Source organism: Alkalibacterium sp. m-11 (assembly GCF_054658155.1).
The window spans coordinates 1-255 of record NZ_BAAGIR010000501.1; the positions used below are offsets into that span (position 1 = coordinate 1).

1 protein-coding gene is annotated in these 255 nt (G+C 45.5%); it reads left to right on the forward strand.

The window, feature by feature from the left end; all coding sequences use genetic code 11:
• A partial coding sequence (locus ACYQ2O_RS13335; RefSeq protein WP_459796842.1) for an AAA family ATPase occupies nucleotides 1–255 on the forward strand: 255 nt, incomplete at both ends.

Genomic DNA, 255 nt, shown 5'->3' on the forward strand with positions numbered 1-255 from the left:
AAAGTACGGATTACCTGGAGATGCACGCCCGTTTAGACCAAGTGGTCTCTCAAAAGGGTATCGGTCTCTATACAGGAGCCTCTGGCGTAGGGAAAAGCCGTATCGTTCATCACTTTCTTAACGGCTTGAATACGAATCTGTATACCTGTTGTGAAATCAAGGAGACACGGTTATCCAGTCGTGATTTTTATCAGGAATTAGCCATTGAACTGGGACTGGAACCGAGCCACAAAAAGGTCGTCAATTTTCGCAACA